Raw genomic sequence first — 26,042 nt, 5'->3', positions numbered from 1 at the left:
CTATCCGGCCACCTCTTCAAGTCGGTTCCCCGAAAAATTCACCGTGCATAGCCAAGGCCGCCGCACTGATCATACCGATCTCCCTGCCGAGCGTTGAAGCCGTAATCTCGATTTGCGAATGACGCATTGTGACTGACCTTTCGCGAACAATCTCGCGGATTTCCTTCAGCAGCGGCAGCTCCTTCGAAGCGAGGCGTCCGCCAATTACGATTCGCTTCACATGGAGTATGTTGAGGAACGAAACGAGTACCTTGCCGATGATACGACCGGTCTCGTGCAGCAGCTCAACCGCTTTGGGGTCTTGCTCGCGGTATTTCAAGAGCATTTCGTCCATTTTCGAAAGCCCGAGCGTCTCCAGAATGGACGATTCGGATGCATAACGCTCCAGACAGCCTCGATTGCCGCACCAGCACGGGATTCCATCGGGTATGTATGTCATATGACCGAAGCCGAATTCTCCCGTTTCCATATAACCGCTGCGGAATATCGTATCATTAATGACCAAGCCGGAGCCGATACCGGTACCGATAAATACGGACATAAAATCGGATACATCTTTGCTGTCGCCGAACATCTTTTCACCAAGCGCCATCGCGCGAACGTTGTTATCGACATAGGCGGGCAGCCCGAAGCGTTCTTCCAGCCATGCCGCCAGCGGGATATGGGTCCAACCGGAGTGAATCCAATTGACTACACCGGTTCGGAAACTGACGAACCCGAAAATACCTGCGCCGATTGCACGGAATATTCTCCCCGGACGATTCGAGATGTAGCGTTCCAGCAGCTCCTGCAGAAGCCGAAGGAACTCTTCCGTGTTCAGCGACGATAGCTCATGAACTTCCGGATCCTCGATCTCCCCCTTAAGGTTGACAGAGCCGATTTCCAGCCGACGCAAGCTAATGTGCACTCCCAGCACCCAGTATGCATCCGCATTCAACTCCATCCCGATTCGTCTTCGGCCGGTTCCGGAGGTGCTTAAGCTGCCGGCCTCTGTAATCAGATTGTCGTTCATCAGCTCGCGGGTAATGTTGGTAATGGTAGCGGGAGTAAGCTTAGTCAGCTCTGCAATTTCCTGCCGGGATATGAGAGAATGACGAAATAACGTCTGCAGCACCAGGCTGCGATTCATTTGTTTCGTACGGGCGGTATTATGTCCTACTCTTTTCACGGGTTCACCTGTTTTCGATAGAATCAGCTTAATATAGTTTGAATCATAATAATTATCCGGCCCGATGTCAAAATGCTTTCCTACCCGCGCCGGCACCGCACGGTAAGGAGGCCCATGAAGAGTTGCCCTTGGCGCTGTTCAGACATGCCTCGATAAAGCGCAAGCCCTGCACTCCATCCTCGAAGCTGGGATAGTCGAAATCGAGCTCTTCTGGAGCCAAGCCCGACCGCCACTTCCCAATCGCCAATGCGTAAGCGCGATACAGATTGGCGAAAGACTCATAGGTGCCCTCCGCATGGCCGCCGGGAAGGCGGTTGAATGCCGCAGCCTCAGGATATAGCGGCTCCCTTCCCCGCGCATACAATCGAACCGGCTCGCCCTTCAAGCATACACGCAGGTCGTTCGGCTGCTCCTGCTCCCATTCGAGAGTCCCCTTGGAACCGTGTACCCGAATGACGAATCGGTTCTTGCTGCCGATTGCGAGCTTGGTGCACCAATACATCCCGTTCGGTCCGCCCTCATACCGGACCAGCAGCTTGGCGTCCGTCTCTAAGCCGTTATCCAGGCCGGCGCCGTTGAACATGGCGCATAAGGAGGAGATGCGCAGCCCCGTCATATAACGGACGGTATGTTCAATGTGGGTACCGATATCGGCTACGGCGAACGATTCCCCCTGAATATTCGGATCGGTACGCCAGTTGGTTCCTTTCCTGGTAGGATTCGCGATCCCCTCCTGAGCATATTCGGCTACCACACTCCTCAGCTCTCCGATGTCTCCGCGGCGTATCATCTCGCGCGCCTGCTTGATCATGGGGTAACCCGAGTAAGCGTAGGTTACCGCGCAGGGAAGTCCGCGCTCCGCGGATAAGGCTGCCAGTTCCTCTCCTTGAGACAACGTTAAGGCGAGCGGTTTATCACACATAACGGGTATTCCCTGAAGCAGAAATGCCTTCACGATCTCATAATGTGAGTCGTTCGGTGTCACGACGACAACAAAGTCGATGCCATCCTCCCGCTTCGCCTCGCTCGCGGCCATCTCTTCGTAGGAAGCATATATACGCGAGTCATGAAGCCCGAGCCTATGTCCGGTAGCCGCATTGTTGTCTTGCCTTCGCGAGAAGCAGCCGGCCGTAAGCTCGCATAGTCCGTCAAACATGGCGCCTTTGCGGTGTACGTCAGCAATAAAAGCGCCCTCTCCCCCGCCGACCATGCCGTAACGAATTTTCCCCATATCCAATATCACGCCCTTGCCGCATTAGGGACCGGTAATATGAACCATCCCTCTTCGCACGTTTATTAATTAAATGAATTAATTATCTACAAATCCATTATATACCTACTTTGCCGAAAAGCTCAACAGTTTTTTTTCAGACGACCAGGCCCATTTTTAATCCTGCAATGAGCTGCGTTCCTCTATGTCGGCTGCTCAATTTTCATAATAAAGGAACACAATCTTTCCCATAACCCCCTTTCTGAAATGATTGAGAAATAAGTCAATACTCCGTAATTCCGTACATGTTACATGTGAATGGTGCTCTAAAGTGTATTAAAAAATAAAACAGCCCAAAGTGCGGGCTGTTTTACTGCGATTCTTAGTATAAAGATTCTAGAAATCCTTGAAGCTTTCCTCACTCCTGCCGGGGGAGACAGGTCTTAATTGTCCGAATCCTTTGACAGGCGCATATACTCCGTCCTTGTCAGGAATCACGTATTTCCCGAACCATTCACCTAAACGAACACGCAATGAATGCAGCATATCCTTGCATTGCGGATCGTCAATCCTATTGATTTCCTCGTTCGGGTCGTTACTCAAATCATACAGCTCATGCGGTCCATAGGGATACCGATGCACATATTTCCACTCCCTGGTACGAATCATCCTTACCGGACCGTACTCGTCGTAAATAACGATGTTCTCATGATCGGAGCCGGATTCCCCTTTCAGCAGACCGGCGAAGCTTATTCCCGGAAGCTCCGTTTGCCGGTTGTGCTCAAGCTTCTCAACTCCCGCATAATCTAATAAAGTAGGGAACAGATCGTATTGGCTTAACAGCTCGGTCCTAACCTGACCTGCGGTTATCTCGCCGGCATGGCGGAAGATAGCCGGAACTTTCACTGAAGTATCGAACATATTGAGCGGGAACGTTCCGTTTCCTTTGCCCCATATTCCATGGTGCCCCATGTTCATTCCGTTATCACCCATAAAAATAACCAGGGTATTGTCGTCCAGCCCCAGCTGCCCTAGCCGCTCCATGATCCGTCCGATTCCCGCATCCATGGCAGTAATAGACGCGTAGTAGCCTTTAAGAAGCTCCTTACGCTTCTCTCCAACCCCATGTGGGCAAGTTCTAGCTTGGTCCGGGTGCAACGGCATTTCGGGAGCCGAATGGAACGGGCAATCGTCATAAAGGGTAACGTATTCCTCCGGGTGCTCCGAACGATCCCAGGGAGAATGCGGTGCCGTATAATGAACGCTCAAATAAAAGGGCTTATCCTCTCCTGCCATTTCACTCAGAAATTGCAAAGCATGCTCCGTAATGAAATCGGTAATATACCCTTCTTCGATGCAAATCTTTCCGTCCTTCACGATATCCGGCTTCATATAAGAACAGCCGCCTCGTGCTATCGAGAACCAGCGATCAAATCCTCTATGCGGCACCGCATTGTTGCCCAAATGCCATTTACCGCTTAAAGCGCAGGAATAATTCGCTTGGGCTAGCAGCTCTGTATACGTCGCTTGCCCTTCCAAATAATCGATAGCAACTCGCTCTTCGCCAAACACTTTGTTCGAACGCACATCCTCTTCCAGCTCGCTCTTGGTCACATTACCTGAGCGAATCCAATCGTGCACGCCATGCTGGGATGGGATACGCCCTGTCATGATCGAAGCGCGCGCCGGCGAACAGACCGGAGATGCGCAGAAGAAATTGTCGAACCGAACGCCTTCCGCCGCCAACCGATCCAGGTTCGGAGTGCGAATCTCATCATTACCCGCACAGCCGAGTGCCCAGGCACCCATGTCGTCTGCTAATATAAACAAGATATTAGGCCTTTTGTTTTTCAATTCCGGCATGTTAGATGACCTCCTGAATTTTCAATTATCTTAATTATAATTCAATATAGTTGAATTTCAATACAAAAAAAACAGAGAGATGTTCAGCTTCAAAACACCCCTCTACTCTTCTCCCTGGTTCGCCGGATGGTTCTCGCCCGTATCGGCAAACACAGCCAAATATTTCACTTCCTCCGTTATGGGAACCAGCGTATGCTCTTCCAGCGAATTAAAGTAAACGCTATCCCCCGGCAGCAGCGTGTATTCCACAGCACCTACCTTATATCTCATTTGCCCTTCCAGCATGTAAACGAACTCGTGGCCGGTGTGAGAAAACACATGCTGTTTAATTTCATCCTTACGAGCATGGAAAAGAAACGGCTGCATCAGCTTGTCCTTCAATTCCGGGGCGAAGGTGTAGAAGGAGTATCCCTTGTTCGTAGAGATCAGGTTCCCCTCAATGGCATCCTTCTTCGTAAGAACGGTACCCACTTGCTCGTTTTCACCCAACAGGTCCGATACCCGTACCCCTAATGCATTGGCTATTTTGACCAATGTAGAAATCGGGGGCGTTGTTTTGCCATTTTCAATTTTGGAAAGCAGACTGTTCGTAAACCCGCATACCTGTGCAATTTCATTCAGTGTCCTTCTTTGCGACTTGCGGAAGTACTTAATCCGTTTGCCCAACTCCATTGTCAGCAACCTCTTTATTAGCATTTTGTTTATAACTATAATTCAACACTGCGGGAAGTTCAACCTTACTTCAAAATTATACCCGTTGGAGAAGCCTATCGGGAGCTTGCGGAACTGCCCCTGCTCTGATAAAAGCTCCGCGGCAATGCCCTTCTCGCACTGGAGGCATTGACGCTTTCGGCTTAGCCTCTTTTTCGCAGCAGCCGATTTCCCGCTACATACAGCCCAAGCCCCGCAGCAGCTACGAGCAAGGCCTCCACTGCTCGTCCATAGGAACTAAGCTGAACTCCGAAGCTCGTCTTCGACTGCAGCGAATCGACAGAAGCATAGCTGTTGATGATATCGGGTACATAATACATCGTGAGGATCATACCTGATACGATACGGACTCCGTAATAAAGCACGATCACTCCGAGTACAAAACACATACCGGGGAATAACCTTTTCATCTGAACACCTCCTTTTCCAATTATAAGCAAACCTCCCCAGAGAACCAACCCATATTTATCCATTCTTTAGAAACTTTATCCAAGTAAAAGAGTCTATAATGGATGAATCGATAGGAGGTATGTTGATGAAAAAGAAACTGGGTGTTCTAATTATCGCCCTCTGCTTACTTGGTTCGCACGCTGTGTATTCCGCTGGCGCCGAGCCCGCTCCAACGGAACAGAATCAACCTTCTCCGGAAGCTATAGCGTTATTGAAGCAGCTTGGCGCTTCCGACGAACAGATTTCCACGCTGGGGACGAAGGTGAACGCCACCGCTTATGCCGCTAAAACGCGCAAATTGGAGGGAGAAGCGCTCCAGCAATTTATTCAGACGTATCTCTCTTTATTTCCTCCAATCCAAGGTGCTCAGAGCGGTATGCTTATCGGGGGATATGTGGAATATCAAAATGGGGTGCTGGCTTCCGTAACTCCCCCGCACGGACCATACGACCACAAACCGCATACCGCGGTAGTGAACGGTGTAAACCTGTTCCCAGAGCAGGCGGAGCTTCCGCTTGGTTTGCTTCCCGCACGAGAAGTATTGGAGTCCATGGGGTTTACTGTAACCGAACATGGCCAGGGTGAGGAGCTTGAGGCTGTCTATGGGTCTAGAACTTTGCTGCTCAAGGCCGGCAGTAGTACGATCGAATGGGAAGGCCAGTCCTACGCGATTGACGAACCAGTACAGCGTACCGGAACGGGGTGGGTCGCGCCGGAGCAGCTGCTCACGGATGTCCTAGGTGTTCGCGTAGAGCGCAATACATATAACAAGACAACCTATGTGAACAGTGAGCCGCTCTTTTTCCGAACGCCCCACACCGGCAACGGATCGAACGGCTATACCGTAAGCGAGGTTATCGGCTGGACGAATCCCGCGCTTACCATTCAGTGGAACGGCGTTACTCAGCCGCTAGCTTCCATCCCTCTTAACGTAGGAGGCATCAATTATCTTCCTGCCGAAGAAGCCGGAGCTTTGGTCGATCACTTGTCGGAGTGGTACGGAGGCATCCACTTCACAAGAAGCTCCCTGTTGAAAGGCAGCTCCGAGCATAAGCCAGCACAAAATGCAAAGCAGCAGCAGATCTCCGCTTATACCGGAGTATTATCCGTATACGTCAACGGGGTAAAACAGGAGCCGCTGCATCCCCCGGTGTTCTACATCAACCGCTGGTTCCTGTCTGTAGAAGATATGGCGCGCTTCACCGGCTTTGAGGTTGCATATGATCATGAAACACGAACGACGAGTCTGCTCAAGCCAACCAGTCAATGGATGATCGAAAAGCTGGTACCCGGTGTATCCCGCAATGGCATTCGTTCCCGTTTCGGTAATCCCTCTGCCACGGTAATCAATGGAGCGAAGGGTAACAACGTTTGGAGATATGACGGGAAGACCGACCCGGACTATCAGCCGGCCCTGGAAGAGCACGACGGTGTCCGATTCGACGGAGTGGATCTTGCCGGTCTGGTGAGCGGCAAGCTCTCCTACCAGGCCTTTATCGAATGTCATCCGAAGGAACTGAGCATGAGCGGAATGACCGTATATTACACGAAGGAAGGGAAGCTGTTCCGATTTACCTTAAGGGAAGACGGCTCCCGGCAGGTGGAGCTTGTGTCCTAACAAGGCAATAACCCGCAGCGGGGTTTCATCTGCGGGTTATTTGTCTATTTTATTTTGTGCCGCCTATTTCCCCATCCCTCGAACCCTTATGACAAAAGCCCATACAATACATAATGAAATTTCTGCATCATTTTATAAAACGGAGGATCAATTCGATGGGCATTCACGGACATTTTGGAAGTGTTGGGCACTTGGGCAATCCGTTTTTGGGGGTTAATTTTGAAACTCCTTACTTTATTCCTTCCCCTCATTATATGCCCTTCCCTTATTATAGTCCTTCCTTTACCCCGCAGCTTTTCCAGGCAAATATCATATCCCTCGGACAAATACGGCCTTATCCCGCGATAGACATCTCAACCTTCGAGCATTCGGTAGCCGCCTTTCAGAGAATGGTTTCCGATGCAGGCGCTATCCTTACCAAGTTTGCCGAACCGCAGTATGCGCGCAATTTAATGGAAGCAGCACAAAGGGGGAATCGCCAGGAAGTGGACCGATTAATTAAATCGATAGGAACAAGCGCACCCGTTACAACGCAATACACTCCAACGGGGGTTTTACTCACCATTCACGCCCAAGCTCAAGCTTCCAAATGCTGCACATTAACGATGTACCTTAGATGGGGTCAATAGGCTCTACCCGGTCGCCGGCATGCGAAGGTTTCCCCACAGGAAACCTCCGTGCTGTGCAAGGTTGGTGAGCTATTTCACTTCGGGGTTACTTGCCGCCGATTAGAATGCTATCCATATGCGCAACCAATGAATGTAAAGGATTTCCGATAGTTGCACCGAACTCCCGCTCCACATTCCTCGCCGTATCTACCATGGATAATTGGGCAACAGAAACACTCTTGTTGTTTTCCGAGACCAGTACGTCTCTTATGTACTTAGATACTTCTTGCTCATACTGCTCTTTTTTACCTTGCATGATGAGCTCGAATGTATTCTCTATCACACGTGCCTCAATATGATGAACCGGTTTATGAGATGCAGCAGCAAATTGATGCAGCCTTCTCATGGTTCCTTCGACCGTTGCCGGGTTGGTGAATAATAAGATTTGCGCTTCGGTTATATCACAGACATAACGGAAAAAGGGCTCATCGATTTTTATTATTGGTATCGTCGTAGGAAGTCGGCTTTCATCAAGGAGAGCAATATAATTGGTACACGTAATAAGAATCGCATCAACATTGGATTGTAATATCCATTCCATTTGTTCGATGACTTTGTTTTTCGCCGCTGTTTCATCAAAATGTTGGTCTGCTATGATTCTATTCATCAAACCGGGATCCACAAAATGTACCATTTCCCACTCATCGGATGCCATAGCAGTTTGAATATACTCAATATTGGAATAATGGGCGTGCAAGCAGCCTATTTTTTTCTTCATCTGGTCATCACCTTTTTACTTGATAGCAAATCATCCGGACCCACCTCTCCATGATAGCACATTCCGCCGGAAAACTGCCCATTTTGTGACCGCTGCTCACTTGTGACATACGTTTTTTGCTAGCTTGTTAATTCCTCTTTATACCACTGGGCCTGAGCCACGTACATGGATGTATAGTGACCGCCCTTGGCAAGCAATTGTTCGTGAGTCCCATCTTCTACGATTTCTCCATCCTCGAAAACCAGAATGCGGTCCACCAAGGCGGTAATACCCATGCGATGCGACACTAATATCGTTGTTTTATTTTCGGTTAGATCGGTAAAGTCCCGATATAATTGTGCTTCGGAAACGGGGTCAAGCGCCGCGGTAGGCTCGTCCAGAATCATAATCTTCGCCTTTTCTTTATATAAAGCTCTAGTAATTGCAATCTTCTGCCATTCCCCGCCCGATAAATTATTTCCTCTCTCACTGAACGCTCCGACCAGTTCATCCATTCCATCCGGCTGCGCTGCAATAAACGAATAGGCATTGGCCCTCTTTGCCAGCCGTTTCAGCTCCTCATCCGTCACGGAGCGATCGGAATCAGATATCGTAATGTTGTTGCGAATCGAGGTTTCGTATCTTCCGAAATGTTGAAAAACGACCGAGATCGCATTGCGCACCGTTGATAGCTGATTACGGACATCGATCCCATTGACTTTGACCTGTCCGGCCGTTGGTTCATGCATTCCGCACAACAAATTGATAAAAGTAGACTTTCCGGACCCATTCTTCCCGACAATTGCAATTTTTTCCCCGTGCTTGATGGTTATATGAATATTTTTAAGTGTCTTTCCCGTTGAGTTCGGATAGGCAAAGTCCACATGGTCAAACACAATGTCCGCACGTTCAAGCAGCGCCGGATTCTCTTCCAGCTTTTCCCTCGGGGTATCCTGTAATTCAAAGAAGTCTCGCATATACTTTATGTCGCTGATAAATTGGGCGGCCCCGGCAAATAGTTTCGTGGTCGTCGTTTGCAGCTGCGCAGACAAAGTAAACACCAGCATAAAGATGCCTAGCCCTAAGGCAGGGTCATTGTAGATCTGCTTCGCAACCATTAGTAAAATACCAATATAAACAACGTTCCGCAAAATATCCGCAATCGAGTTATAGAGGAGATGCTTCTTGGTCACTGCATTCTTTTTACTTAAATAGTCCTTCGAGACCTTGCGCCATTTCTCTTTAATCCATGGATAAATCCCATAAAATCTAACATCATTCAACGATTTGCATTGCTCATTGGCACCGGATGCCATATAAAACAGATGTACGGACATCGCGCCTTCCTTCATACTTTTCGTCTTTTCCTTATACTCCTCATCCTTTAGGATCATGGAAAGTATGACGGCGGGGATGCAGGCTATTAGCAGAATGGCAACAATCCAAGCGCTAACCCCCATCAATACAGTGACAATGCTTAGGAAGGCAGCCAATTGTTGAAGGATAATGATACTTTGCTGCATGCTTGCCGCAACCCGCGCCCCCCCGAACATTTCGGCAAAAGCGAGCTTTTCCCGAAAGTCCCCATCGTTTTCGATGTATTTATATTGTACCCGGCTAGCGCACTCCATAATGGCATTTTTTATATATTTGGTTGTGAGCTGACGATCCACCTCTGAATAATAATCATGTGCGAATGTGTACGCAGTCTGAAGCAAATATAGGCTTATCAGGATAATGAACATGACAAGAGCCTTACTGACCGTCTCTTGGCCTTGAGAGATCATTTGAACATGGTCCGTAAACCGCTGAAGAGAGCCTGCTATCCAAACCGGCATAAATGCCATAATAAAGCCTACCATTTGAATGAACAAGGACATTTTACTCTTCGTACGAAGACTTACCGCTAACGCGCGCCATGATATGTTTACCCATTGAGTCAGCTTTAGCGATTCATTGGTTTCTGTCTGAGTCATGTTCTAGCCCCCTTACCTTGCTCGTGACTGGCTGCAGCAATCTCACTGTTTTCTTGGTCATACCATTGGGCTTGTTCTCTGAATAAATGAGCGTACAATCTATTCTTTCTCATTAATTCCTCATGAGTGCCGTCTTCGACAATGCTGCCGTTATCCATCACCAAGATGCGGTCAGCCAAGCGGGCAAAGCCAATCCGATGCGATACCAGAATCGAGGTTCTTGCCTTTAATTTTTCTTTAATATAATAGAACTGTTCCATCTCAGCGATAGGGTCAAGCATCGAGGCCGGCTCGTCGAAAATCATCACTTCTTTGTCGCTCATGTGGGTACGGGCTACAGCAACACGCTGTCCCTCGCCCCCCGAGAGAACCGCCCCCTCTTTATCTACTTGCTTACCGAGAAGATGATTCAAGCCCTTCCTCAGCTTTAGGATAAGACCGGCTGCGCCGCCCTTTTCCATAGCATTTTTTATTTTTTTATCGTTAGCGATGTCCTTTATATTGCCGATTCCCACGTTCTCTCCAAGCGTTAAATGAAACAAATAAAAATCCTGAAAAAACACACCGATCTTCTCCGTCACAAAATCTTTACGGTAATCCGAATGCGATCTTCCCATAAACTTAACTTCCCCCGATGAAGGCCGATAGAGCCCTAATAAAACCTTAATAAGGGTCGTTTTCCCGCTGCCGTTCCCCCCTACCAAAGCCACCGTTTCCCCTTGCCGGATTTGGAAAGTAATATGTTGGAGAACCGGTTTATCTTCGGTGTAGGCGAAGGACATATCTCTTACCTCGAAGCAAACATGAGGATCAAGCGCAGTGACGGCTTTCGACTGATCCTCCTCTACATCGGTCTTAACATTGCTCACAAAGAACCGCCTCTGTATGTCCAAGCCGTAGAGCCCGTAATCCAGTTGCTGATAGCTTTTGGAAATCGTAGAGACGGAATCGGCAATATTGATACAAAGTGTAAAAATCATCAACAGGACATCGGGACCCATTTTGCCGCCAGCAACCTGGTATAAGGAGTAGACAAGCATGAGAACCATAAACAAATAAAACCCGGCTTTACTAAAAAACGTTAGCTGCGCTATGTCGTATGCTCGACGTTTCCCGCTTAACTCTATCCCCTGATAGGCGTTCGCCCATTCGCGTTTGATTTGTTCCGCAGAGTTAAAAATTCTCGTTTCCTTTGACGTATCGCCATGCTGTACCAGCTTTTCGAAATAGTCCGCCTTACGAAGCATCTCCCTCATTTCCTTCCATGCGACACGTGATTTCCCGGAAAGGGCGGAATTGAGGTAAATAACAACTACAATAAAAAGACAAGTGACGAAAAATATAAATTGGGATACAACAAAGGCAACGGCCAGCAGGGAGACGATGGAAGCCAGCCTTGCAAGAAGCGCACACCCGGAGCTCATGAGATCGGTGAGGGAACCGCAGCGCGTGATTGCTGCAAAATATTCATCCTTTACCTTCTTTTTCATCATTTCCGATAGCCCTACATGTTGTGCGCTATCCATCATATACTCTTCCAGCCCCAAATAGTAGGAGTCATACATCACCATATAAAGAAATCCGTCGTTCATTCGAGCTGAAAGGCCGGATACGGTCAGAATGATTCCCAGCAGGACAATATCCGTTGTCACCGTCGATAAGTCTCCCGTTCCAGAAGAAAGAAATGCTGATAAATTAGCGATGATATTCCGATTATAAAACAGGGCCACTGCAGGCAGTACAGCGATTCCAACGTTAAGGATCGTCCAGAACAGAAACATTTTTTTATCGATCCTCCAAGCAAGCTTACATCCCCACTGTGCCGCCAGCAGTTTGTTTTTGATGCTGTCCGTATTCATCAGTTTCACAAGCATCCCCTTTTCTGTAGAATAAAAAAAGATAACTAAACCTACCTTCTTAAGGTAGTTTAGTTATCTCGGGTTTTCTCCATGTCTCATCCCATATAGATAGACTAAAAGATTTGGTTTTTACCATATTAATACATTTATTATAAATTCACAACTACTATTTCATTTGCTTGAGTGTTTCTCTCCTCCGTCGGCGTAGTAAGATAGGAAGGAATCTTTATAGGAACAACAGGAGGAAATCATGACCATTCGGGAGGACCATGTGCTTCAGGAGCTTCGCCGTCGATCTCCCCAAGCTCTCGAGCTTCTTATGAATGAGTATAGCGGGGTACTGTATTCCTTGGCCTCGAGAATTATGAACGGACTCGGCAGCCCCCAGGATCTCGAAGAATGCATAAGCGATGTATTCGTGGAAGCTTGGAACAAGTCTGAGGAATATGACGAGCACCGCGGAAGCGTTCGTACCTGGCTGCTGATCCTTACCAAGTATAAGGCTTTGGATTATCGGCGCAGACTTAGCAAAAGGACCGGTGTAGAAGCAATGAAGGAAGATCTTCCTTCCCGGGACGAGAGTGTAGAGCAAACGGTGCTCTCCTACGAGGATTCGCAAGCCGTTATTTACGCTGTTAACGAGCTACCGGAGCCGGATCGGCAGATCGTATTTCAACGGTACTTTCTATATGAACCGTTAGAAGCTATTGCAGAACGCTACAGCATGACCAAGAAGGCCGTCGAGAATCGGCTCTATCGCAGCAGAGTCCAGCTTCGCAGCAAGCTGAGTCTATGGTTTAAGGAGGAGACCTCCCATGATGGATAGAAAGGAACGTGAAGTCAGGAACCTGCTGGATCGGCTCGATCCTACGGCAATACGCAGCATGTCAGATATACCGGAAAGCAGCGAAGCTCCGCTCGATGCGGACATTTTGGAAAGAATCAAGCAGAGGACGAAGGGCAAGCTGGAGCTGCAGCACATGGCAGCAGCACCATCGAAGAAGCGTAAGCGTGGCTGGGCTGTCGCCGCCGCCTGCGTCCTTTTCCTCTCCGCCTCAGCCATTGCCAGCACAACCAACGTAGGAGCAGAACTGCGAAAGGTGCTGCAATTTCTGCCGGGGCTTGGGATCGTAACGGAAACGCCTGTTGATCAAACGACTCTTGTACTCGGGAAGCCTTATGTTCATCGCTTCGGGGCTAGCGAAATTTCCGTAGATGCCGTGGCGGTTACCGGCGATCAAGTGCTGGTTCAGCTTTCCGGCAGTAACAGCGCTTCCGCCGAGTACATTCAGCTTAAAATAGAGGACGGTGCCAGCTACTCATTAAAATTTTCAACTCTCAGCCACGCAGGCTCCTGGATCGGTACCTACTATTATCAGGGCAGTTTACCGGTTCATGAAGGCTCGAGGATCACCCTAATGATTGGGGACCAAGAAGTTGGGCCATTAACGCTTATTCCGGCTACGCAGGGCGAGGATATGAGTAAGATCGGGAGCAGCGATACACAGCAGGATATCACTATTACGGCAGTCACAACGCCCCTCGGCGATGGGTGGACCAAAGTGAATCTTCTCTCCCAGCTTCCGGGAAATCGGCGAATTCAGAGCTACGGCGCACAGCCGATCACTTCGGAGGAACGCCTTCGCATTACGGATGCCGACGGAAAGGAAGCGGAGGTGAAGGTTGACCATTATGGCTTTCTGCTGCAAAATGAAGCTGTATATCGTGATCCTTCCGCAGGAAAGCAGCCGCATACTCTCACGCTTCCATCCGTGTTAGCAGTTAACCCTACGGCTGAATGGCAGAAGGTGACCCTGCCGGTTCCTGAAGCAGGGACCATTGCAATTCAAGAGAGTGTAACGCTTGACGGGTTTCCCGTTCGTTTCACAAAAGTAGAACGCAGTCTGGAGGGCGGCGTACTCATCGATGTCGATCTGGGCTTTGATATGAACAAGGCTGCAGCCCTCCAGACGGTCAAGATCGATAGAAGGCAGCCCGAAGATAACGGATACAGCTGGAGCGTTCATGAGGACAGTCTGGCGATGAAGAGTATTCATTTGCCTGCGGAGCTGAAGGCAAAAAGCATCACGTTCTATATTGGGGAACCCCAAATGGTCATCCGGGGACCATGGCGGATTCCGCTGGTCCCTTTTCCCCCTCTAAGTACTGAATAAGGAGTGTTCGAAGCATGCATGGTAACGAGCTGATCTATGCACTCGGTACAACCAATCAAGCGAAACGCTCGGCCGTCGTGATGGCTACGGGTGTCGAGCCAATCTGTAAGAGCGTTCCTTCCGGCGTAACCGATCAGCCCATGACGGAGCAGGAAACCATACAAGGCGCCGTTAACCGGGCGAAACGGGTACTGGAAGCCGTACCCGGTGCGAATATAGGCCTTGGTCTGGAGGGAGGACTCACCTATGACGATGTGCATACACATCAGTGGTACCTCTTCTCGGTGTGTGCCGCTTGGGACGGTAAGCAGCTGTATCTGGGCAAAGGATTGTACTTCCCCATTCCTCATTCGATTGGAGAGAGGCTGAAACGCGACAACCTGGAGCTCCGTCATGTAATTGACGAATTAAGCGGAACGACAGGCAGCAATCATAAGGAAGGAGCATACGGCTTGTTTACCGATGGCCGTATTACTCGTGCGGCTATTTTCAGTGAAGCGGTAATTGCCGCATTAACGCCGTTTCAATCCCCGTATTATCGGTAACCGGCAGCTCGAGAGTAATAACGGGTTTTCGAGGGCCTATTTTCTGCCGTAATAACGATTTTTCGCAAATAAGAGATTTTGAGGGACTTATTCGAGGGGAATACCGGTAGTAACGCGGTTATCGGAGAAAATTTGTAGATATAACTCCCTCAAAAACCGTTAATCACCATACGCCTCTCAAAACAGACCTAATAACGGATCGATAATCCGCTAACGCACAAACAAGGACAGTCCTCACCTTCCGGACTGTCCTTGTTTTTTAACACCGTTCGATTAACCTAGCGAGCAAAGCGCCCCGGACCGGGATCTCGTCCACCCGCACATACTCCAAAGGAGAATGCGCGTGATCTCCCCGTGCTCCCAGTCCATCTAACGTAGGCGTTCCGACTGCAGCTGTGAAATTTCCGTCGCTTACGCCGCCTGTTGACGTTTCCTCCAATATGAAGCCGAGTTCATCCCGGGCAATTTCTTGAGCCAGTGCGAACAACGCTTCCGTTCCGGAGGTACGCTCCATAGGAGGGCGTCTCATGCCGCCTGTGATTTGCACATGGGCATCCGGCAAACTCGCCTTCAGCTCGGTCAGCTCTTTCTCAAGCCGCAGTGCTTCTTCCAGCGTCGAGACCCTTACGTCAATCTCAGCTTCCGCATGATCTGCAACGACGTTGGCGCCGATCCCCCCTCGAACGACTCCGACGTTAATCGTTGTCCCCAGGGTGTGGTCGGTCATCCCATGCAGCAGTTGAACCTTCCTTGCAAGCTCCTCGATCGCCGACACGCCAAGCTGCGGGTTGACTCCGGCGTGCGCCGATCGGCCCGTTACCGTCAGCTGGTAACGACCGCTCCCCTTACGTGCCGTCTTCAGCGCACCGGTCGGCTCCATCGGGGGTTCCAGCACGAACGCCGCTTTCGCTCCCTTTGCCGCCTCTTCAATAAAAGCGCGAGAGTTCGGACTGCCGATCTCTTCGTCGCTGTTCATCAGAAGAACAACCCTTTTATTCACAGGGAAGTGACCCGTATCCTGAAGCGCCTTGATCGCGAAGATCGCTTGCAGTAATCCTGCTTTCATATCATAAACACCGGGACCGAATACCTTCCCGCCTTCGTTCCGAAACGGTCTCCGCTCCGCTTCCCCAAGCGGCCATACCGTATCGTAATGCCCAACCAGAAGGATCCGGTCAGGTCCGCCGCCTACCTCGCACAGCAAGCGATCGCCGGCAACGGGGTGGCGGTCACGCCGGACGCTGCCCCCGGTCAGTCTTACAAACTGCTGGGTGTACCAGTCGGCCATTAGGTCGTTGTGGAGCTTGCTTTGCGAAGGGGAATCCATATTGACGCTTTCCTCAAGCAGCCGAAGCAGCTCCGGTAGATATAGTTTATACTGCTCTATCATAGATGTGAACATGAAGGTAATGCAGCTCCATTAATGGGAATGCGAATTGGAGCCGAACAAGCGGTCCAAGCCATACACGCGTTCCAAGAGAATGATGAAAACCAAGCTAAGCAAAATAACAACCGACGATATCGAAGCTACAAGCGGATCCAACGTTTCCTGCATATAGCTGAAAATAGCCAGTGGCAGCGTTGTTGTCGTCGGAGAAACCAGGAAGAGCGAAACCGTCACATTATCAAAAGATGTCAGAAAAGCGAAGATCGCTCCGGACATAATGGCCGGTTTAATCAACGGCAGCGTAATGTCCCGGAATACATGGAACGGTTTGGCCCCCATGATATAAGCTGCCCGCTCCAATGTGTAATCAAAGGAGCTGAGCCCGGTCAGTACAAGCCGAACCACGTACGGGATTGAGATCAGCACATGGGCCAGCAGCAATCCGATGAAGGTGCCGGCGAGCCCGATCCGGGTAAAAAACAGCAGTGCTGCAATACCGATAATGAGCGCAGGCACAGTTAGCGGCGAGAGAAGCAATCCGTTAATCATACCGCTGCCCCGGAACTTATACTTATGCAAGGCAATCCCGGCCAGCGTACCGAGAATGGTCGAAATGACCGCCGTGAGCGCCGCAAGCTGCAGACTGAACAAGAACGAATCGACAAACTCAGGGCGATCGAAGATTTTGACATACCATTGAAAGGAAAAGCCTACCGGCGGGAACGACAAATATTTCACCGAGGTCAGAGACGTCGGTATGATGACAAGCAAAGGTGAGATAATGAACAGCACGACAAAAAACGTAATGACTCCCAGCGGACTGAATTTCCGGCTCATGAGGAGAACACCTCCTTATAGCGCTTCGTCTCCACAAGGCGGGTAAACAAGGTGACCAGCGCAATCGTGGAAGCGAGCAGAAGGAAAGCGAGCGCCGCTCCCAGCGGCCAATTCAGCTGGGCCATTACCTTCTCATAGGTAATCACCGGCAGTACCTTCACGCTGGTTCCCCCCATTAATGCAGGGGTGACAAAAGCACTCATCGACAAGCTGAATACCAATGTCGTACCCGCCACCATTCCCGGCAGCGTAAGCGGCAGGGTTACCGTGAAGAAGGTGCGCAGCCTCCCGGCCCCCAGTATGCTGGCTGCCTTGTATAAGGAGCCGTCGATCTGATAGAGACTTGTTGCAATCGCCAAGATCATGTAGACGATAAAGGAATCCGTTAATCCGATCACGACGCCCAGCTCGTTGTAGAGCAGCTTGAGCGGCTTGTCGATCAATCCGAGCTTAAGCAAGGTTTCGTTTACCCAGCCTTTGTCGCCGAGAATGACCACCCAGCCGAAGTTCCGGATGACGACGCTCACCAGATGGGGAGAGATTATTAAGAAGGTAATGATTCCCCTCATCTTGCCTGTCGTTTGAGCCATATACATTGCAACCGGGTAGCCCAGCAGGAAGCATGCTCCCACGGTAAGCAGGCTGAGCTTGATCGTGCGCCATAGGATTTGCAGGTAATACGGATCCTTAACCAGCAATACATAATTTTCGAAAGAAAAGGCTTCGTGCTTGTCCTGAAAGCTCAGCAGAAGGATGTACAACATAGGAAGCAGGAATACGCCCAGAATCACCGCGAGCCCGGGAGCAAGCAGCAGGAGAGCCGTTCGTGCCCCGCGGCTTTGTCCTTGATTCATCGCTCGTTCCCCTTCCTTGCGAATACAAATACATCCTCGGACTTCCATTGCAAGAAGACCGTTAAACCTGCAGTGAGTACGGCGTCGTCACTCCCGGTTTCAATCCGAACGGTCAGCACATCGCCACCGACTTCAACCTCGCATTCCGTGTAAGCTCCAAGGAAAGAGGTCAGCTTTACCGTCCCCTTAACCTGATTAGCGCTCTCAGCAGCGGTATCCGCCACCACCAGCCGGATCTTCTCTGGTCTTACATAGATGGATACAGGCTGGCTCCCGGTAAACGTTCGCCCCCTAGCCGGGGCCTGCAGGGTGAAGCCCGCTTCCGTCCTCAGCAGCAGCTGCTCTCCTTCCGATTTCAACACCGCGCCCGGCATTCGATTGGACTTGCCGATGAACGTATGTACGAACTCCGAAGCAGGGCGGTTATAAATGTCCCACGGCGTGCCGATCTGCTCTACCTTGCCATGATCCAGCACCACGATCCGGTTGGATAAGTATAAGGCTTCCTCCTGATCGTGCGTAACGAAAATCGTCGTAACCCCGATCTCCTGCTGCAGCCGTTTCAGCTCATCCCGCAGCTCCTCGCGCAGCTTCGCATCCAAATTGCTTAGCGGTTCGTCGAGCAGCAGCAGGGAAGGCTCCGTCACTAGCGCACGGGCAATAGCGATGCGCTGGCGCTGGCCGCCGGAAAGCTGCTTCGGGTAACGGTCGGCTACATGGGGCAGCTTGACTAGCTCCAGTACCTTGCGTACGCGTTCGGCAATCTCCGCCTTGCCAACCTTACGGAGCTTTAACCCGTAGGCCACATTCTCAAAAATAGTCATATGGGGGAAAAGCGAATACGTCTGGAACACCATGCCGAGCTCGCGCTTGTTGGAAGGTACGCCGTTCATCCGTTTGCCCTTGATGAGAAGGTCGCCTTGGTCCGGCTCCAGGAAGCCTGCGATCATGTTAAGCGTAGTTGTTTTCCCGCACCCGGAAGGACCGAGAAAGGAGATGCATTCCCCTTTCTCAATCTGCAGGTTGAAGCTGTCAACGACCACGTTGTCTCCGAATTTTTTCTGAATATTGACGAGTTCTACATCTATGCTTTTACTCACTCGACTCACCTTATTTTCCGACTTTAGGTGCAATTTCTTTGTTGAAGCGGTCTAGCCATACCGGTGTATTGCCGCCTACAACCTCAAGGTCAAACTTCTTGACCTTGCTGCGGTCGAAGCTCAGCTTCTTAGCCGCGTCGCCAGAGAGCTTAACATCCGTCGCCGGGTTGTAATAGAGCTTCTCCCCGTACATCGTCTGAATTTCGTCGGTCAGCAGGAAGTCAATGAACAGCTTGGAGGCATTAGGGCTCTTAGCGCCTTTAACAATGGTGGCTACGTTAGGAACCAGGTTCGCGCCTTCCTTCGGAATGACGAATTCCAGATCCAGCCCGGCATCCTTCTGTACCAAGCTTCTAGCCATAGTCCACGCCGTGTAGGCCGCCGATTTGTTCTGCAGATTTTGCTGCAGCTGAGCTGCGCTCTTCGCGAAGGTAGGCATATACCCGGCGATCGTTGCGAGCTTCTCAAAGCCCGGATCCATATTCTTCTCGGAGCCGCCGTTTGCGTAAGCCAGCATGATGAGAGCGGAACGGCCGAAGTTGCTGGATACCTCGGAGAGCGTAATATTCCCCTTCATTTCCGGCTTCGCCAGATCGTTCCACGATCCCGGTACCGGGAGGCCCTTCGCCTTCACCATCTCTGCATTATAGGAAATACCCATCGGTGTGAAGTTGACGGCAACACCGCTGTTATCCTTAACCTTCAGGTCCTCGCCTACCTTCTTCATGTTCGGAATATCTTTATCCGAAAGTGTATCCCACAGACCTTCGACGCGTCCGGCTTCCTGCTCCCCGCCTTCAATGATCGTTACGTCGATTTGCGGAGCGGCTTTCTGTGCCTTGACCTTGGCCACGATCTCTGTGGAAACTCCGGAAACATAAGTCAGCTTAACGTCAGGATATTTCTGATTGAATTTTTTGAAAATCTCATCCTTCATCATCTGCTCAACGGTAGCGCCGTTACCGGCGATGACCAGCTGCTTCTCCGGTACCAGCGCAGCAGGCGTTCCCGCAGCAGGAGCCGCTCCCGTATTCTCTGCCGGCTTTGGTGTGCTTGCTGTTCCGCAGCCCGCAAGCAAGGTCCCGAACAATGCTGCAATTGTAACAATTGATCCCCATTTTTTCATTAAAATATCCTCCTCGTGTTGTAAATCGTTCACTATGTGTGAACATTGTTTACTATTTGTGAAATGTATAGTAAGATAATAGCATGCGTTACCGTATTAACGCAATCAATAATTACGAAATTGTTAACGTTTTTTGATCATTTTTTGACTAGTCATCCCCTACCTCTTCTGCTACACTACACGTAAATTGCCGTGTCGATGACGGTCTCTAGGTCTCTACCCCATCTAAGGAGTCTTACACCCCATGGATAATCACTTATCTTCAGTCAAGAACAGCTGCCGATTATTAAAGCTATTTCTTACGTCGGACAAGGAAATGGGCGTAAGCGAGCTTAGCCGTCACCTGGAGCTATCGAAGGGCGCGGTTCATAAGCTTCTCATGACGCTGGAAAGCGAGGGCTTCATTAAGCAGAACCCCGCTAACAAGCAGTATGCGCTCGGCTATACCCTTCTGGAGCTTGGCAATCGCGTGCTCAAGAATCATAATTTGGTCGATTTCACGAAGCCCTTCCTTCAGCGGCTTGCCGAAACGACCCAGGAGCTGGTCTGTCTTTGCGTCAGAGACGGGAACGAAGCTATTTATGTGAACAAAATTGACTCTGTGCATCCGATCCGGTTCAATGTGGAGGCTTATCGCCGCTTTCCGCTCTACGCTACATCCGCATCGCGGGCTATCCTTGCCTTTCGAAGCCCTGATTTTATTAAGGAAGTGCTTACGGGGGAAATGCAGACCTTTACCCCTTATTCCATGAAAAATGCGGACGAGCTCAAGTCACGACTCGAGACCATACGCGAGCAGGGCTTCGAGCTAAGCTCGGACATGCGTAACGTCGGAGTGACGGGTATTGCCGCTCCCATCTATGATGCGGACGGAACGGTCAATGCCTCGATCAGCATGATCGGTCCGAGCGACCGTGTGACACCGGCCATCCCCGTATTTACGAGGCTGGTTACCCAGACGGCGCAGGATATCTCCCTTCAGCTTGGCTACAGGAAGTAAGAAGCCGAATAAGGAAAAAAGTGAAAGCGACGGATAATTCGTCGCTTTCACTTTTTCATTTGGATATGTAAAAATTATTGTTTTCCAGCTTAATAGTCAGTCCAAGCTCATCCACAGCATAGTGCCAGGTCATTGGAAAATAAGTCACATCATTCAGCACAAGAAGCGGATACTCTTCCTTACCATTATCAACCCATGCATCGTTCACGAATACATTGAAATCCGGTTGTTTCGCATAGAGCTTATCCGATGCGCTGCCGTAATCGAACTCCAGCTTGTTTGCCTTATTGTTTGTTTTCCGAATTACAAAGCCGACTTCTTGGTCCCATGCCGATTCGATTGCTAAGGCTTGTGTAAATTTGTACGTCATTGGAAAGTACGTAATATCCTTATACGAAATGACAGGATACTTTAACATGGAATTCGGTACGGCAGTCCCATTCACATAAATGCTATACGATGGAATAGTGACCTTTACGTGGCCGTCAGGGATGACCTCTTTAGGCGCAGAATAACTTGCTGCCGGAGGGGTTACCACGTTGCTTTCCGATGAAGAACCTCCTCCGGAAGACGTGCCGCCATTATGATAGTGATATCCGGAGCATAAACCCTTAGCCTTCGAAGAAGCAGAACAGTTATGTCCCCCGCTTGCATCCGTTCTTCCCGAATGTGCCCAAGCACTTGATGTCAGGGCCAGAGATAATACCATGCCGGTTATGAGCATTTTGGTCAATTTCATCATTGCCATCTCCTGTTATATGTAAAATTCCTTAACCATAGTACCAAAGAACTACGTCGTACGCAACATACTTTAAGTGCTCAATCCGTGGTTGCGAAGTTATTACCCATAAAAAGAGAAAACCCCAGGCTACGCCCAGGGCCTTCCATTTTACGCACGAAACGTCTTTCCAAGCTCTGTCCCCAGTCCGAAGTAATGCCGGAAGTTATAAATTAACGGACTCCAGGAGGATGCATCTACGTGATTCTCGTTTTTGACAATATCCCGGCGTGCATGGACCCGAAGTGCTTCCACTTCGACAATAGCAAAGCTCGGACTGTGCTCGGGAATGCGAATGTTCCTTACGGCACTCTCGATTTGCAGCGGACATTCCCTGATCCGGCTTGGCTGCACCAGCTCCGACGCCTGGCTCGTAAGCCCGGCAGCGCCGAACTTATCTTTTTCATACCGATAGGACATTTGTAATTTATAATCCGGCACAGGATCCTTGCCCGTTAGCGGAGCCAGTGCCTCGACCTGCCTCCAAAGACTCGGATCCGGGACATTGATCACACATTCCGCGTGATTTCTTAGGTTTTCCATAGCCTTCCCGCCTACCCCAATCCCCAGAACGATATAATGCCCCAACGCCCAGGAGGAGGATAACGGGCTAATATTCGTTGTGCCGTCTTCGTTCAGGGTGGTTAACAGGACAACGGGTGTGCCGTAATATAAAATGCTAGGTTGTATGACTTGGTGCTCTTGAACGGACTCCTTGTGCATGGCAGCAGCCTCCAATAAATAAGAACGTATATTCTTATTTTATAGAAAACGAATGCAATGTCAATGGCACAAAGATTATCCCGTATGGGTCCGTTCGTTTTTCAAGAGAGAGAAACAACGTTGATCCGCATACGCTCCATGAAAGAAGGAATACCCCCGTAAGATCCCGTCCTCGTGAAACCCAAGCTTCTGCAACAGCCGGATGGAGGGCATCGCGTCCAGATTCGTGAAGGCTTCGATACGGTACAGCTCCATGGCCTCGAACCCGAATGTGATGACGCCTTGGACAATTTCCGTCATATATCCCTGCCGCCAATGCTTTTTACCTAGGTCATAAGCAATTTCTCCCCGGGAGCCTCTGTCCGTTTCCCAACCATTGAAGCCACAAGTGCCGATTAAGGAAAGGTCGTCTTTTTTTACGATTCCCCACCGGAATGCCTTATTCTCTATAAACAGATGGTTCATAAAATCAATCAGCTCTTCCGCTTGATGGATGCCGGTGAACGGATCGATTCCCATGTCCCTTGTCACATCGCCATCGGAGAAAATTTCGAATATCGCTGGTGCATCGTCGACAGTCATTTGACGCAAGAAGAACCGCTCTGTTTCAACCGTTGGAAACTTCTCGAATTTCATGAATAACTACCTCTCTATCCTGAATTAAAAATAAAAATACAAGCCGCCTTTCAGTTTACCTTTCGTAAGCAAGCGACGCAAAGGAATTCTTCGTTATAATGAACCTTTACTTGGCAACCCCCGGCAGCAGCCCCCTTATGAATCCCCGTGAATCCCTATCGCTGGCTGTTCCTTGTTGATTTTCCCCCACTTATAGAGCACAAGGAGTGCTGCGGCACATATTACCGCGCAAACCATGAAAGCGGACTGAAGGCTGTAAGCCGCCGCATACAGACCGCCGAAGAGAGAGCCCGCGACCCGGCTGGCCCCCATGACGACCGCATTCATCGTTTGTCCGCCGGCTCTCAGCTCCGCAGGTACATGCTTCGCAACAAATTCAGCAAGCGCCAGATAGAGGATAATGTAAGTGCCCCCGTGCAGCGCCCAAATCACGAGATACGTAACCTGATTAACTCCTACCGCGAACAGGATCCAACGCAGCACGGCAATCATCCCGACCAGCAAAAGCACACTGCGAATACCGGCTCCCTGATACATTCGATTGAACAGTAAAATAAACAAAGGCTCCAGAACACATCCGATCATGATGCCTAGCCCGATCCATCCCATGCTGATGCCCTGTTCGAAGCTGTACACCGATTGAAAAGCATAGAAATACCCGAGGGTCGTAGAAATAATAAAGCTGTACGCGTAAATAACCACCAAGTTTCGATTTCGAAGCATAATGAGCGGATTGACCTTCGGCTTGCCGCGCTGATGTCCTTCAACCTTAGGAACAAAAAATGCTAATACCCACGCCCCGATCATAAATACGGAGAAGAGCGGAAACATCAGCTCAATATTTCTCGAGAACAGCCATCCCGCCACCGCTGCCATGATGGCATAACCGACCGATCCCGCCATGCGCACACGGGAGAATTGGAACAAACCTTTGGCCGATTGCTCCAATGCAATGGTATCGCTAAGCGGGTTCACGGCACATTGAAACGCGTAGAAAACCACCACTGCCAGCATCAGCATCCATAGCGATTGTGCAGCAAGAGGAAATAACCACACGGCCAATCCCGCCCCTGCGAGTGCCACAAGCAATATTTGGTTCTTTGTTCGAGCGCGGTCCCCAACGGTGCCCCACACCGGCTGCAGCAGAATAGCCACAACGGAGCCCATCGTAGTTAGCCATGTGATATCCGCTGTCGTAAGCTGCAGATGCACATAATACAGGCTGATATAAGAAGCAAACGCTCCCAATGCCATAAAGATGAAAGCATAATAGCCGGTAACAATCAAGGTCGTTTTTCGCATCGTTTCCTCCAATGGGCCATGTGGCGGCGTATTGCCTCTGCACTCACTGCTTTACTCTACGATCGCTTCCGCTTCGATCTCCACCAGCAGCCGCGGATCGATCAGCGCTTTGACCTCCACCATGGTTGAAGCCGGTTGAATATTTTTGAAAAATTCGCCGTGTGCCCTGCCGATCTCTTCCCACTTCGTAATATCCGTAACAAACATGCGTGTTCTCACGACGTGCCGAGGCTCGGCTCCCAATTCAAGCAGAGCGTTCCCAATCGTTTGCAGAATACATTTCGTTTGCTTGTAAGGGTCTCCGACGCCGACAACATCTCCGTCCTTCATCGCTGTCGTTCCAGCCACTTCAATTCGGTTGCCCACACGGATAGCCCGGCAGTAACCGACAATGGGTTCCCAAGGAGAACCGGAAAAAACCTGTTTTCTATGCAAGCTCATTCGCTCCCTTCACGCAAGTGATCGTAGATCCTTTCCATTTCTTAGTTACATTGTACCTCCTGTTTACCCGCTTGGATAGGTTGAATGATTTGCGGAATCGGTTCATGTTTCTTCAGGAATACAAGCAATGTATGCCTCCAGGGTCCCGTCAACGGAAACCGGTTGCTTTGAACCCGTTGCTGAAGCTGAACTAACTCCGACCTTGCTTTATGTACCAACCACTCTGGATAACCAAATAAAACCGCATGGGTCTCGAATTCATCCTCATCCACTACACGCCATTCCCCGCTTCGGTACACGTAATCCAGATCCAAATCGACGAAGGACGCCTTATCTCCCGATAATTTGGCCGGCTCGTTGATATTACAATAATACTGCTTTACCTGCCCGTCTACGATATCGGCACTCACGGTAAACCAGGAATCGAATGGGAAAAATTCAATCGTCCTCTGAGGTACCGTGAACACCTTCTGCTTAACGCCTGAATGGTGATTTCCACTCCACTGCCCCCTCCGGTTTGCAACAACCGCTTCGCCTCTTTATTTCGCCGGCTTCCTTTCATTTCCCTCTATATCATAATGTCGACACGGTGCGCCTTTTCGCTACGGACACAAATTAACAGGAAGTAACGAATCCCTTTGGGGTAGATTTGCCGGAAGGAGATTTAGGAATTGGGAAATGTCCGCAAAATACAAAAAGGAAGCCAAGTCCGCATCTTGGCCGCTCCCTATCACGGCGAGATTACCGGAAAAATACTTCAGGTTGACATCACCAGCTCGTTCCCCTATACGGTGGAACTGGAAAACGGCTGGACGGTTCCTTATCACTTTAGCGAGGTTGCGCCTATTATCGAATTACGCGAGTTGTCATCATAGAATGATATATATTAATGCATATTGCGCAAATAAGCACTCCATGT

The 26,042-nt window shown here is 49.9% G+C and carries 26 protein-coding genes; 7 read left to right on the top strand and 19 right to left on the bottom strand.

Annotated features, from left to right (window positions below; genetic code table 11):
- Positions 1–16 precede the first annotated feature (16 nt).
- The 5 genes from QMO62_RS26125 to QMO62_RS33595 form a co-directional block, all read right to left on the bottom strand.
- A complete protein-coding gene (locus tag QMO62_RS26125) occupies positions 17–1,168 on the bottom strand; it encodes an ROK family transcriptional regulator (RefSeq protein WP_284645436.1) in 1,152 nt (383 codons plus the stop codon).
- Positions 1,169–1,235: 67 nt separating this feature from the next.
- Complete coding sequence (locus tag QMO62_RS26120; protein ID WP_284645435.1) at positions 1,236–2,399, bottom strand: Gfo/Idh/MocA family protein; 1,164 nt, start codon at positions 2,397–2,399, stop codon at positions 1,236–1,238.
- A 375-nt stretch (positions 2,400–2,774) separates the two neighbouring features.
- On the bottom strand, positions 2,775–4,241 hold the full coding sequence (locus tag QMO62_RS26115; protein WP_284645434.1) for a sulfatase family protein: 1,467 nt from the start codon (positions 4,239–4,241) through the stop codon (positions 2,775–2,777).
- A 102-nt stretch (positions 4,242–4,343) separates the two neighbouring features.
- Positions 4,344–4,913 (bottom strand): helix-turn-helix domain-containing protein, encoded by a 570-nt coding sequence (locus QMO62_RS26110; RefSeq protein ID WP_284645433.1) that lies wholly within the window; start codon positions 4,911–4,913, stop codon positions 4,344–4,346.
- A gap of 182 nt (positions 4,914–5,095) precedes the next feature.
- Positions 5,096–5,362 (bottom strand): hypothetical protein, encoded by a 267-nt coding sequence (locus tag QMO62_RS33595; RefSeq protein ID WP_372516761.1) that lies wholly within the window; start codon positions 5,360–5,362, stop codon positions 5,096–5,098.
- A 125-nt stretch (positions 5,363–5,487) separates the two neighbouring features.
- Between QMO62_RS33595 and QMO62_RS26100 the strand changes: the two genes are divergently transcribed.
- On the top strand, positions 5,488–7,020 hold the full coding sequence (locus QMO62_RS26100) for a stalk domain-containing protein (RefSeq protein WP_284645432.1): 1,533 nt from the start codon (positions 5,488–5,490) through the stop codon (positions 7,018–7,020).
- Positions 7,021–7,175: 155 nt separating this feature from the next.
- Positions 7,176–7,649, top strand: coding sequence for a YuzC family spore coat inner layer protein (locus tag QMO62_RS26095; RefSeq protein WP_284645431.1), 474 nt, complete (start codon positions 7,176–7,178; stop codon positions 7,647–7,649).
- Between the two features lie 85 nt (positions 7,650–7,734).
- Here the strand turns inward: QMO62_RS26095 and QMO62_RS26090 are convergent, their stop codons facing one another.
- The 3 genes from QMO62_RS26090 to QMO62_RS26080 form a co-directional block, all read right to left on the bottom strand.
- Positions 7,735–8,406, bottom strand: coding sequence for a hypothetical protein (locus tag QMO62_RS26090; RefSeq protein WP_284645430.1), 672 nt, complete (start codon positions 8,404–8,406; stop codon positions 7,735–7,737).
- Between the two features lie 119 nt (positions 8,407–8,525).
- The gene (locus QMO62_RS26085) at positions 8,526–10,361 is read right to left on the bottom strand and encodes an ABC transporter ATP-binding protein (RefSeq protein WP_284645429.1); all 1,836 of its coding nucleotides are present in this window, start codon (positions 10,359–10,361) and stop codon (positions 8,526–8,528) included.
- On the bottom strand, positions 10,358–12,220 hold the full coding sequence (locus tag QMO62_RS26080; RefSeq protein ID WP_284646681.1) for an ABC transporter ATP-binding protein: 1,863 nt from the start codon (positions 12,218–12,220) through the stop codon (positions 10,358–10,360). Before QMO62_RS26080 ends, QMO62_RS26085 begins: the two co-directional genes overlap by 4 nt.
- A 250-nt stretch (positions 12,221–12,470) precedes the next feature.
- Between QMO62_RS26080 and QMO62_RS26075 the strand changes: the two genes are divergently transcribed.
- Genes QMO62_RS26075 through QMO62_RS26065 form a run of 3 tightly spaced genes read left to right on the top strand, consistent with a single transcriptional unit; the run spans position 12,471 to position 14,939 of the window.
- A complete protein-coding gene (locus QMO62_RS26075) occupies positions 12,471–13,046 on the top strand; it encodes a sigma-70 family RNA polymerase sigma factor (RefSeq protein WP_284645428.1) in 576 nt (191 codons plus the stop codon).
- Positions 13,036–14,394: a hypothetical protein gene (locus QMO62_RS26070; RefSeq protein ID WP_284645427.1), complete on the top strand. Its 1,359-nt coding sequence runs from the start codon at positions 13,036–13,038 to the stop codon at positions 14,392–14,394. The genes QMO62_RS26075 and QMO62_RS26070 overlap by 11 nt, the downstream gene beginning before the upstream one ends.
- A 14-nt stretch (positions 14,395–14,408) precedes the next feature.
- Positions 14,409–14,939: a DUF84 family protein gene (locus tag QMO62_RS26065; protein WP_284645426.1), complete on the top strand. Its 531-nt coding sequence runs from the start codon at positions 14,409–14,411 to the stop codon at positions 14,937–14,939.
- Between the two features lie 259 nt (positions 14,940–15,198).
- On the opposite strand, the gene QMO62_RS26060 is transcribed toward QMO62_RS26065, so the two are convergent.
- The 5 genes from QMO62_RS26060 to QMO62_RS26040 are packed head-to-tail and all read right to left on the bottom strand — an operon-like array spanning position 15,199 to position 20,243.
- Entirely contained in the window at positions 15,199–16,341 is a 1,143-nt protein-coding gene (locus QMO62_RS26060; RefSeq protein WP_284645425.1) for a M20 family metallopeptidase, read from the bottom strand.
- An 18-nt stretch (positions 16,342–16,359) separates the two neighbouring features.
- Positions 16,360–17,163, bottom strand: a complete 804-nt coding sequence (locus tag QMO62_RS26055; protein WP_284645424.1) for an ABC transporter permease — start codon at positions 17,161–17,163, stop codon at positions 16,360–16,362.
- The gene (locus QMO62_RS26050; protein WP_284645423.1) at positions 17,160–18,017 is read right to left on the bottom strand and encodes an ABC transporter permease; all 858 of its coding nucleotides are present in this window, start codon (positions 18,015–18,017) and stop codon (positions 17,160–17,162) included. Before QMO62_RS26050 ends, QMO62_RS26055 begins: the two co-directional genes overlap by 4 nt.
- Entirely contained in the window at positions 18,014–19,117 is a 1,104-nt protein-coding gene (locus QMO62_RS26045) for an ABC transporter ATP-binding protein (RefSeq protein WP_284645422.1), read from the bottom strand. The genes QMO62_RS26050 and QMO62_RS26045 overlap by 4 nt, the downstream gene beginning before the upstream one ends.
- A gap of 10 nt (positions 19,118–19,127) precedes the next feature.
- A complete protein-coding gene (locus QMO62_RS26040; RefSeq protein ID WP_284645421.1) occupies positions 19,128–20,243 on the bottom strand; it encodes an ABC transporter substrate-binding protein in 1,116 nt (371 codons plus the stop codon).
- A 244-nt stretch (positions 20,244–20,487) separates the two neighbouring features.
- Between QMO62_RS26040 and QMO62_RS26035 the strand changes: the two genes are divergently transcribed.
- Entirely contained in the window at positions 20,488–21,243 is a 756-nt protein-coding gene (locus tag QMO62_RS26035) for an IclR family transcriptional regulator (RefSeq protein ID WP_284645420.1), read from the top strand.
- A 55-nt stretch (positions 21,244–21,298) separates the two neighbouring features.
- Here QMO62_RS26035 and QMO62_RS26030 read toward each other — a convergent pair whose 3' ends face one another.
- The 6 genes from QMO62_RS26030 to QMO62_RS26005 form a co-directional block, all read right to left on the bottom strand.
- Positions 21,299–21,982 carry a YHYH domain-containing protein gene (locus tag QMO62_RS26030; protein WP_284645419.1) on the bottom strand — a complete coding sequence of 228 codons (684 nt, stop codon included), beginning with the start codon at positions 21,980–21,982 and terminating at the stop codon, positions 21,299–21,301.
- A gap of 150 nt (positions 21,983–22,132) precedes the next feature.
- Entirely contained in the window at positions 22,133–22,744 is a 612-nt protein-coding gene (locus QMO62_RS26025; protein ID WP_284645418.1) for a flavin reductase family protein, read from the bottom strand.
- Positions 22,745–22,819: 75 nt separating this feature from the next.
- Positions 22,820–23,380 (bottom strand): GNAT family N-acetyltransferase, encoded by a 561-nt coding sequence (locus QMO62_RS26020; RefSeq protein ID WP_284645417.1) that lies wholly within the window; start codon positions 23,378–23,380, stop codon positions 22,820–22,822.
- 135 nt (positions 23,381–23,515) lie between these two features.
- Positions 23,516–24,682 (bottom strand): MFS transporter, encoded by a 1,167-nt coding sequence (locus QMO62_RS26015; protein WP_284645416.1) that lies wholly within the window; start codon positions 24,680–24,682, stop codon positions 23,516–23,518.
- Between the two features lie 51 nt (positions 24,683–24,733).
- Positions 24,734–25,117: a RidA family protein gene (locus tag QMO62_RS26010; RefSeq protein WP_284645415.1), complete on the bottom strand. Its 384-nt coding sequence runs from the start codon at positions 25,115–25,117 to the stop codon at positions 24,734–24,736.
- A gap of 47 nt (positions 25,118–25,164) precedes the next feature.
- A complete protein-coding gene (locus QMO62_RS26005; protein WP_284645414.1) occupies positions 25,165–25,590 on the bottom strand; it encodes a ribonuclease FAU-1 family protein in 426 nt (141 codons plus the stop codon).
- Positions 25,591–25,794: 204 nt separating this feature from the next.
- On the opposite strand from QMO62_RS26005, the gene QMO62_RS26000 reads away from it, so the two are divergent.
- Positions 25,795–25,998, top strand: coding sequence for a hypothetical protein (locus QMO62_RS26000; protein WP_284645413.1), 204 nt, complete (start codon positions 25,795–25,797; stop codon positions 25,996–25,998).
- Positions 25,999–26,042: the final 44 nt, after the last annotated feature.

This window comes from Paenibacillus silviterrae (genome assembly GCF_030167925.1).
Taxonomy (GTDB): Bacteria; Bacillota; Bacilli; order Paenibacillales; family NBRC-103111; genus Paenibacillus_G; species Paenibacillus_G silviterrae.
Note: the sequence above shows the minus strand (reverse complement) of the source record. Positions and strands in the feature narration are given on the sequence as shown.